Genomic DNA, 9,852 nt, shown 5'->3' on the forward strand with positions numbered 1-9,852 from the left:
TCATGCGAGGGAGCGAAACGATAACTCGTATTCCGGGGACAACTTGGCACAAGCGAAATTAAGGTTGGTCGTGACAAGTGTCGTCAGCACGTGAAGCCCCGTTGGAACGCTGTGATGAATCGCGCAGCTTTCGCCCGCCTCGCACCTGCGCGGCGTTGACCCGCGAAGCGGCCAGGGGAGTGCATCGTAGTTCGGGGAGGAAACATGACGTCGTTCGACAGCGCGCACGAATCGTCGGAGAACTCGGGCTCAGCTGTCACTCCGGTCGCCGTCATCGGAATGGCGTGCCGACTTCCCGCAGGCATCGACTCTCCGCAGCGGCTGTGGGAGGCCCTGGTCGGGGGCGAGGATTTGGTCACCGAGATTCCGTCCGACCGCTGGGATGCCGACGAGTATTACGACCCGGAGCCCGGCGTACCAGGCCGGACGGTGTCGAAGTGGGGTGCGTTCCTCAACGACGTAGCGGGATTTGACGCCGAGTTCTTCGGGATCAACGAGCGCGAGGCCGCCGCGAGCGACCCGCAGCACCGGTTGTTGCTGGAATCCTGCTGGGAGGCGATGGAGCATGCCGGTCTGACGCGGGACGCGTTGGCCGACACGCTGACGGGCGTGTTCGCGGGGTTGACGCACAACGATTACCAACTCTTGGCCGCGGACGCCGGTGCCGTCGAGCAGGCCTATGGATTCACCGGGACGAACTTCAGCTTGGCGTCCGGAAGGATCGCTCATTCCCTCGGCCTCCACGGTCCCGCGCTAACCGTGGACACCGCATGTTCCTCCGGCCTCACCGCCGTCCACCTGGCCTGCCGCAGCCTTCACGAGCGCGAGAGCGACCTCGCCTTCGCCGGCGGTGTCAGTCTCGCCCTGGACCCGCGCAAGTGGTCAGCAGGCTCCGCGGAGGGCATGCTCTCCCCCACAGGACGTTGCCACGCCTTCGACGCGGCCGCCGATGGATTCGTGGGCGGCGAGGGGTGCACAGTCGTACTGCTCAAGCGGTTGACCGACGCGCAACGCGATGGTGACCGCATCCTGGCAGTGATAAAGGGCACTGCAGCCAATCAAGACGGACGCACCGTCAACATCGCAACACCCTCGCAGCCGGCCCAAGTCGCAGCCTACCGGGAGGCGCTGTCGGCGGCCGGCGTGGATCCGGCCAGCGTCGGGATGGTGGAGGCCCACGGCACGGGTACACCCACCGGCGACCCCATCGAATATGCCAGTCTCGCAGAGGTATACGGCAGAGATCATCCTTGTGCGCTGGCATCGTCCAAGACCAACTTCGGTCATACTCAGGCGGCGTCTGGCACGCTGGGGTTGATGAAGGCGGTGCTGGCGCTGCAGCACGGTGTCGTTCCGCAGAACCTTCACTTCACCCAACTTCCTGCGGCGATGGCGCAGATCGAAACGAAACTATTTGTGCCACAGGGCAATACACCGTGGCCGACAAACGGGGAACATCCGCGTCGCGCGGCGGTGTCGTCATACGGGATATCGGGAACCAATGTGCACGCCGTGGTAGAGCAAGCTCCCGCTACCGCGGCGCCGGTCTCAGCCGAATCGTCGACGACGGCACCGTTGCTGTTCCCGCTGTCGTCCAGCTCGCCTGAGCAACTTCGTCGTACCGCCGGGCGGCTGGCCGATTGGGTCCAGGACCGAGACGACATTCTGTTGCCCGATCTTGCCTACACATTGGCGCTTCGACGCACCCATCGACCGGTGCGCACGGCAGTCATCGCGAGCAGCGCGCCTGAGCTCATCAAGACGCTACGCGAGGTCGCCGACGGCGATGACCCCTTTGCGCCGGCGGTCGGAGCCGATGACCGAGGTCCGGTATGGGTCTTCTCCGGGCAGGGCTCGCAATGGGCCGGCATGGGTGTCGACTTGTTGGGAACCGAACCGGTTTTCGCCTCCACTGTGGCCCAGGCCGAGCAGATAATCGCCGACGAGTCCGGCTTCTCAGTGACCGAGGCGCTGTCGAGTACTGAGGTCGTGACCGGTCAAGAGCGGCTTCAGCCGACGCTGTTCACGTTCCAGGTCGGCCTTGCCGAAGTGATGAAGGCATACGGCGTACACCCCGGCGCCGTCATCGGGCATTCCCTCGGCGAGGCTGCGGCGGCCGTCACCGCAGGCGCGCTCTCAATGGAAGACGGGCTGCGCCTGGTCTGTCGTCGCTCGGGGTTGATGTCGCGCATCGCTGGCCAAGGTGCCACAGCGGCGGTGGAATTACCTGCAAAGCAGGTACTTTCAGAGCTCGCGGCTGATGGCATCGGCGACGTCGTCGTGGCGGTGGTGCCCTCTCCGGACTCCACAGTGGTGGCCGGCGCCACCCAGACGGTCCGTGATCTGGTCGCAGGCTGGGAGCAGCGCGACGTGATGGCCCGTGAACTCCCCGTCGACGTGGCCTTCCACTCACCGCAAGTTGAGCCGATCGTCGCAGAGTTGACCGACGCCCTCGCGTTCCTCGACCCGAGAACGCCGGACGTACCGTTCTACTCGGCCACCATGTTCGACCCGCGCGAGCAACCGATGTGCGACGCCAGGTACTGGGTGACCAACATGCGTCGGATGGTGCGGTTCGCCACCGCGGTGCAGGCGGCGATGGAGGACGGTCACCGTGTCTTCGCGGAGTTGTCGCCGCACCCGCTGCTCACGCGCGCCCTCGAGCAGACCGCCCGCAGCCGCGAGATCCCGTTGGCCGCGGTTGCCGCCATGCGCCGCGACCAGCCGCTGCCCCACGGGTTGCGTGGCTTCGTGGTGGATCTGCACGAGGCCGGCGCTGCCATCGACTTCTCCGTTCTCTGCCCGGGCGGACGGCTGGTCGACGCGCCGCTGCCGACCTGGACGCACCGCCCCCTCTGGCTGAGTAACGGTGGCCAGGAGGGCCCGGTACGTGGTGGGTCCACCATCGCGGTGCATCCGTTGTTGGGCTCGCATGTGCATCTGCGAGACGAGCCGGAGCGCCACGTGTGGCAGGCCGACATCGGCACCGCAGCGCAACCGTGGCTCGGTGATCACCAGGTCCACAACGTTCCGGTTTTTCCGGGAGCGGCTTACTGCGAACTGGCACTCGCGGCCGCATGCGAGGTGCTCGGCGAGGATTCCGAGGTCCGTGACATCCGTTTCGAGCAGGCACTTCTGCTCGACGCGCAGACGACGGTGACGGCCTCGGCGTCGTGGTCCAAGCCGAACGAGGCACTCGAATTCACGGTGCAGACGCACCAGGGCGACGAACCGGTGCGACACGCTTCCGCGGTGCTGCTGGCAGCCGATGACGAATTACGACCCACCTACGACACGTCCGCGCTGCTGGCCGCCCATCCCGCTGCCCTGGATGGCGATGAGGTCCGTAGGCGCGTCGACGGGCACGGCGTCACCTACGGTCCCGCGTTCACGGGGTTGGCGGTGGTGCGCACCGGCGACGCGGGCAGCGGCGCCGTACTCGCCGAAGTCGCGCTGCCCCGCTCGATCCGTTCCCAGCAAGACGCCTACGGCGTTCACCCTGCGCTCCTGGACGCATGCTTCCAGTCGGTCGCCGCCCATCCGGAGGTCCAGTCCCTTGGCGCCGGCGTGATGGCGTTGCCACTGGGTGTCCGACTGCTGCGCGCGTATTCCTCGGCACGCAACGCGCGCTACTGCTACACCCGCGTCACCGGCATTCAGGCCGACGGGGTCGAAGCCGACATCGACGTACTCGACGAACATGGGACAGCGGTGCTCCTGGTGCGGGGTTTGCGACTCGGCACGGGCATGGCGGAACAAGGCCAGCGAGACCGAGTGTTGGCCGAACGGCTCCTGACCGTGGAATGGCAGCAGCGAGCATTGCCTGACGTCCCGCACGCCGACGCTGGAGCGTGGCTGTTGGTCAGCACCGCCACCGACGCTGTCATGACCGAGGTGAGCGGCATCTTGACGGCCCACGGCGCTCACTGCACAGCGATGTCCTGGCCACCGCACGCCGATCACGACTCAAACACCGAGCAGTTGAGAAATCATCTGAGAGGCAACCGATTCGACGGCGTTGCCATTTTCATGAGCCCGGACACGGGCATAACCGACCCGGACGCCGCATTTCTGGGCTGTGAGTACGTGCAGCAGCTGGTGCGCATCGCTCGTGAGTTGGCCGAGATTTCCGGCGAGCCGCCTCGCCTCTTCGTGGTCACCCGCCGCGCTCAGAGCGTGCTGGCGGGCGACCGACCCAATCTTGCGCAGGGTGGCCTACGGGGTCTGGTCCGGGTGATCGGTAATGAACACCCGCATCTTGTGGCTACCCAGATCGATATCGACGACGTCACCGATGCCGGTCAACTGGCGCAGCAGCTGCTGAGCGGCTCGGAAGAAGACGAGACGGCCTGGCGTAACTTCCGGTGGTATACGGCGCGACTACAACCCGCCCCGCTGGAGCCGCAGGAGCGGCGAACCAGGGTGGCCGACCATGGGCGAGACGGGATCCGGTTGCAGATCCGCACTCCCGGCGATCTGCAATCCTTGGAACTGGTTGCGCGCGACAGGGTTCCGCCGGGACCCGGACAGATCGAAGTCGCTGTCCACGCGTCCAGCATCAACTTCGCCGACGTATTGGTGGCGTTCGGCCGATATCCCGCGTTCGAGGGGCATCTGCCACAACTGGGCACCGACTTCGCGGGGGTGGTGACTGCGGTCGGACCCGGTGAGACCGGCCACCAGGTGGGCGATCGCGTCGGTGGGATCTGCGCCGACGGCTGTTGGGGTACGTTCATCACCTGCGATGCGGATCTGGCCGTCGCATTGCCGGACGGCCTCGCGATTGGTGACGCCGCCGCGCTGACCATCGCGACGGCCACCGCCTGGTATGGCTTGCATGACCAGGCGCGAATCAGAAGCGGTGAGAAGGTATTGATCCATTCCGCGACCGGGGGGGTGGGGCTGGCGGCCATCGGGATCGCTCGGGCCGCAGGCGCCGAGATCTTCGCTACCGCCGGCAGCGAGCAGCGTCGACAGCTGTTGCGCGACATGGGAATCGAGCACGTTTACGACTCGCGCAGCCTTGAGTTCGCCGATGGGATCCGCCGCGACACCGACGGGTACGGGGTCGACATCGTTCTCAACTCGGTCACCGGAGCCGCTCAGCGCGCCGGCCTGGGGTTGCTGGCATTCGGCGGACGATTCGTAGAAATCGGCAAGCGCGATATCTACGGCGACACCCATCTGGGGCTCTTCCCTTTCCGGCGCAACCTCACATTCCACGCCGTCGACCTGGCGCTGATGTCCGTCAGTCATCCGGAGCGGCTCCGGGAATTGCTGGGCACGGTTTACCGCCTCACCGCAGACGGTTCGCTACCCGTGCCGCAGACCACGCATTATCCGCTCGCCGACGCCGTCCGCGCCATTCGGACGATGAGCGGCGCACAGCACACCGGCAAACTCGTGCTCGATATCCCGCACACGGGCTCCAGCCGGGTGGTGGTGCCCCCGCGGCAAATGCCGATATTTCGTGGCGACGGCGCTTACATCATCACCGGCGGATTGGGCGGCTTGGGCTTGTTCCTGGCGGAGCACATGGCTGCCGCCGGTTGTGGCCGTATCGTGCTCACTTCACGGTCGCAACCGAGCATGGAAGCGCTGGAGACCATCGAGCGCATCCGCGAGATCGGCGGCGAGGTCGTGGTGGAGTGCGGCGACGTCGCCGATGTCCAAGCGGGTCGCCGGTTGGTGGCCGCGGCAACGGCCACCGGACTTCCGGTGAGGGGGGTGTTGCACGCGGCCGGGGTGATCGAGGACGCCGCACTCAGCAACATCACCGACGAGCTCGTCGAACGCAACTGGGCACCAAAGGTTTACGGAGCGTGGAGCCTGCACACCGCCACTGTCGAGCAGCCTTTGGACTGGTTCTGCTCGTTCTCCTCGGCCGCCGCACTGGTCGGTTCGCCGGGACAGGGTGCCTACGCGGCGGCCAACAGTTGGCTCGACGCATTCACGCGGTGGCGTCGTACCCAGAGTCTGCCCGCGACCGCAATCGCTTGGGGCGCTTGGGATGAGATCGGGCGTGGCGCTGCCCTGGCTGAGGACACCGGTGCTGCCATCGCCCCTGCCGAGGGAGCTTACGCGTTCGAAGCGCTGCTGCGGCACGACCGGAGCTACAGCGGCTATGCACCGACAATGGATGCGCCGTGGTTGGCCGCATTCGCCGCACTCAGTCCGTTCGGCGAAGCGTTCCGATCCAGCGGGGCTGACGGCACGGGTACGACCAAATTGAAGGCAGAGCTTGACCAACTGCCGATGGACGAGTGGCCTGTCCGTCTGCAGCATCTGATCTCCGAACAGATCAGCTTGATCCTGCGCCGCAGTGTGGATCCCGACCGCCCGCTCTCCGAGTACGGCATGGATTCGTTAGGCGCACTGGAACTGCGCACACGCATCGAAACAGAGACCGGTGTCCGCATACCCCCCACGGACATCACTACAGTCCGCGGCCTTGCGGGCCTGCTGTGCGAGAAGTTGGTACCCGCACAAGCCAATTGAGCGTCTGCTCAGGCTCGATACCGTCTTCTTCGAACCGTGGTCGATGACCGATGGACGAGCGAGGCGTACTGCCTGAGCCTCTGACGCCTATCGTCGCTGACCGCGCTCGCCGCCCGATTTCTCCACCTTGCCGGCATGCCAGTTCACGTGCTTGCTCAGGCTTTCGACCGATGGCGCATCCAACAGCGTATTCACCGGCAATTGGATGTCGAAGGCCGCGTTGACCGCAGCGATTGCCCGCGTGGCGGCCAGCGAATCCCCGCCCAGGTCGAAGAAGGAATCGCGAACGCCGACTGTACCCGCGTTCAACGCTTGGGCGAATATGTCGACGAGAACCTGCTCGACAAGGTCAACCGGTTCGCGATGGCGAGCAGGGTGCTTCGATGACGGACCCGGAGCAACCGCCGGCGTCGAAGTCCAGTCCTCCCATCGCCGAGTGTTGCGCGTGCCGAGCGAGGCAATCGAGAGTCTCCCGGTCGGATCGGCGACCATGGTGTCGAGGATCCGGATGAACCGGCTCATCAGCGTCTCGATGGTTTGCGGTTCGAATCGATCAGTGCGGAACTGAACGCGTAAGTCCAGTTCGTCGCCGGGCATCGCCTGGACCGTGAGTGGGTAGTGGTAATAGTCGCGGACATCGATGTCGGTGACCGCCAAGTCATGGCCGTCTGCCAATCCACCAGCACCGATCGGGTAGTTCTCGTATACGAACACCGTGTCGAACAACTGGCGCTGACCGCTGATCTGGTGGATTTCGCTCAGCGCGAGGTGCTGATGCTCGAAAGTTTTCTCCTGCAGGTCTTGGAGATCATCCAGCAAATCTATGGTCGTCGTCGTGGATGTGATGCGCGCACGCACCGGCACGGTGTTGATCAACAGTCCCACCATGGAATCCGCACCTGCAACGTCGGCCGGCCTTCCGGAAACGACGGTGCCGAAGGTGACATCATCCTGGCCCGTCACCGACATCAGCAACTGCGCCCACGCGGCCTGAAGGACGGTGCTGACGGTGATATGCCGCGATCGGGCCAACTCGGTCAGCGCTCTTGTGGTGCCCTCTGCCACTCGGAAGGAACGCGTGTCTCTTGGCCCCAAACCCAACCGTTCGGGGGGACGGACCAGAGTCGGGTTCTCGAAGCCGGAAAGCACGTCGCGCCATGCCGCACGGGCGGCTTCCAGATCGCGATCAGCCAACCAGGACACGAACCGGCGGTATGGCACGGACGCGGGAAGTCGCTGACCCGAATAGCTTGCGAAGATCTCCCCGAGCAGGATCGGCATGGACCAACCATCGAGCAGGATGTGGTGGTTGGTCAGGATGAACCGGTGCTGCTCGTGGCCGATACGAGCCAGCGCCACGCGCAAGGCTGGCCGTTCGGCGAGATCGTAGACCAGAGCCCGTTCCTCAGCGCAGAGCCGCTGCAATCCAGCTTCCAGATCGCCTTCGCCAACGAAATCGACGTACTGCCACGGAATTTCGGGGTTGCCGGGGATGATCTGCAACGGCTCATCAAGGCGGTTGTGGCAGAAGCGAGCCGCAAGATTGGGGTGGCGCTTGACAACCGCGTCCACCGCGTGCTTGAGGCGATGGGCGTCCAGAGGACCGCGGACGGTGATATCCAGTTGCACGGCGTAGACGTCGTCGTCATTTCCTGCTGCGGTCATGGCGTGGAACAGCAAACCTTGCTGCAGCGGGGTGAGCGGCAGGATGTCCGCCACATGATATCCCTGCTGCAGGTCGTCGATCTGCTCCTGCGTCAGTCGTGCAGGCGCGATGTCAGACGGCGTCAAGCCGCCCCCACCCTCTCGGACATGAGCGCAAATCCCAGACAGGGCTTCGAACCACAAGCGACTCAACCGGTCCACCTGCGCGTGGTTGAGCGCTGACGGTGCCCAGGTCCACGTTGCGTGCAATGAAGGCCCGGACGGAGTTTCGACAGTGCCGGCATTGAGTTCCAGCGTGTGCATGAGCGGCATGGCGATCGCCGCGGCCGCCGCACCAACCGACGCACCGTCAGCATCGACGCGCCACAGATCCTCCGACAGCTCACCGGCGGCCGCGCCCAGTCGACCCAGATAGTTGAAACCGACTTGCGGATCCAGTGCGGGTAGCTCCACGTCCGCGTTCACGTATCGCAGCAACCCATAGGTCAAGCCTTCAGGGATACCCCGCAGTTGCTCTTTGGCAGCTTTCAGCACGGCTCCCAAGGCGGGCGCGCCCGAACGCACCTTCGCCCAGTCCAGCCGACCGATTTTCAGAGCGACGGGGTACTTCGCGGTGAACCAGCCCACCGTGCGAGACAAATCGACGTCGCCGAGTTCCTCGTGACGACCGTGGCCCTCGACATCGATACCCACCGGCCCGGCACCCGCACCGACGAACTCTGCCAACGCCATACCCAACGCGATCAACAAGATGTCGTTGATCCCCGCATGGAAGGCAGCCGGCACCTCGCCGAGCAACAATCGAGTTACCTCGGTGTCCAGCGGGACCGTCAAATTCCCGGCAGTTGCGAAAGTGTCTACGTCCGGATTCAACGCGGGCAGCAGCGCGGGCGCCGATGCGATTCTCCGCCACTCATCCGCGGTCGCAACGACTTCCGCGTCGCTCGCATGCTCAGCCAACAATGACGACCACCGAGCGAACGAGGTCCCGGTGGCGGCCAACTCAACCGGCACACCATTACGGTGCTGCGCCCAGGCGATGTTGAGATCCTCCAGCAGGATCCGCCATGACACACCGTCGACCGCCAAATGGTGCACGATCAATATCAACTGACTCGTCGAAGACACCCACAGTGCGCTGAGTACCGCACCCGCGGACGGATTCAACCTTTCCCGCGCAGCTACCAGTGCGGCGTCAGAGAACACCTTCACCGCATGAACACACTTGCGTGCCGAGACCGAACCGGCCTCCGGCACACGCAGGGACCACCCGCCGGGGCCTTCGCCATCCACATGCAGTCGCAACATGGCGTGCCGATCGAGCAATGCCTGAACGAGCATCACCACGTCGGCTTCGGTTGCACCCGCAGGGGCCTGCAACAACACCGTCTGATTGAAGTGGTCGACTGGTCCCTCGACATCTTGCAGCCACCGCATGATCGGCGTGGCCACTACGGGCCCTACGCCCTCATCGACGACGCCGGCCCCACCGTCTGCCGTTCGCGCCACGCGGGCCAACCGAGCCACGGTCTGCTCGACGAACACGTCACGCGGCCGGCATTGCACGCCGGCTGCACGCGCGCGTGACACAACCTGCATGGACAAAATGCTGTCCCCGCCGAGTTCGAAGAAGGATTCGTCGACGCCGACGCGTTCGATACCGAGTACTTGGGCGTAGATGCCGGCCAG

At 65.1% G+C, this 9,852-nt stretch carries 2 protein-coding genes; one reads left to right on the forward strand and one right to left on the reverse strand.

The window, feature by feature from the left end; translation table 11 throughout:
* Window positions 1-204 precede the first annotated feature (204 nt).
* Window positions 205-6,498: a sulfolipid-1 biosynthesis phthioceranic/hydroxyphthioceranic acid synthase gene (gene pks2, locus A5752_RS06720; protein WP_067083539.1), complete on the forward strand. Its 6,294-nt coding sequence runs from the start codon at window positions 205-207 to the stop codon at window positions 6,496-6,498.
* Window positions 6,499-6,585: 87 nt separating this feature from the next.
* On the opposite strand, the gene A5752_RS06725 is transcribed toward pks2, so the two are convergent.
* On the reverse strand, window positions 6,586-9,852 hold a 3,267-nt coding region (locus tag A5752_RS06725), incomplete at its 5' end, for a condensation domain-containing protein (protein WP_231983341.1).

Origin of the sequence: Mycobacterium sp. 852002-51961_SCH5331710, assembly GCF_001665535.1 — a bacterium.
Classification (GTDB): Bacteria; Actinomycetota; Actinomycetes; order Mycobacteriales; family Mycobacteriaceae; genus Mycobacterium.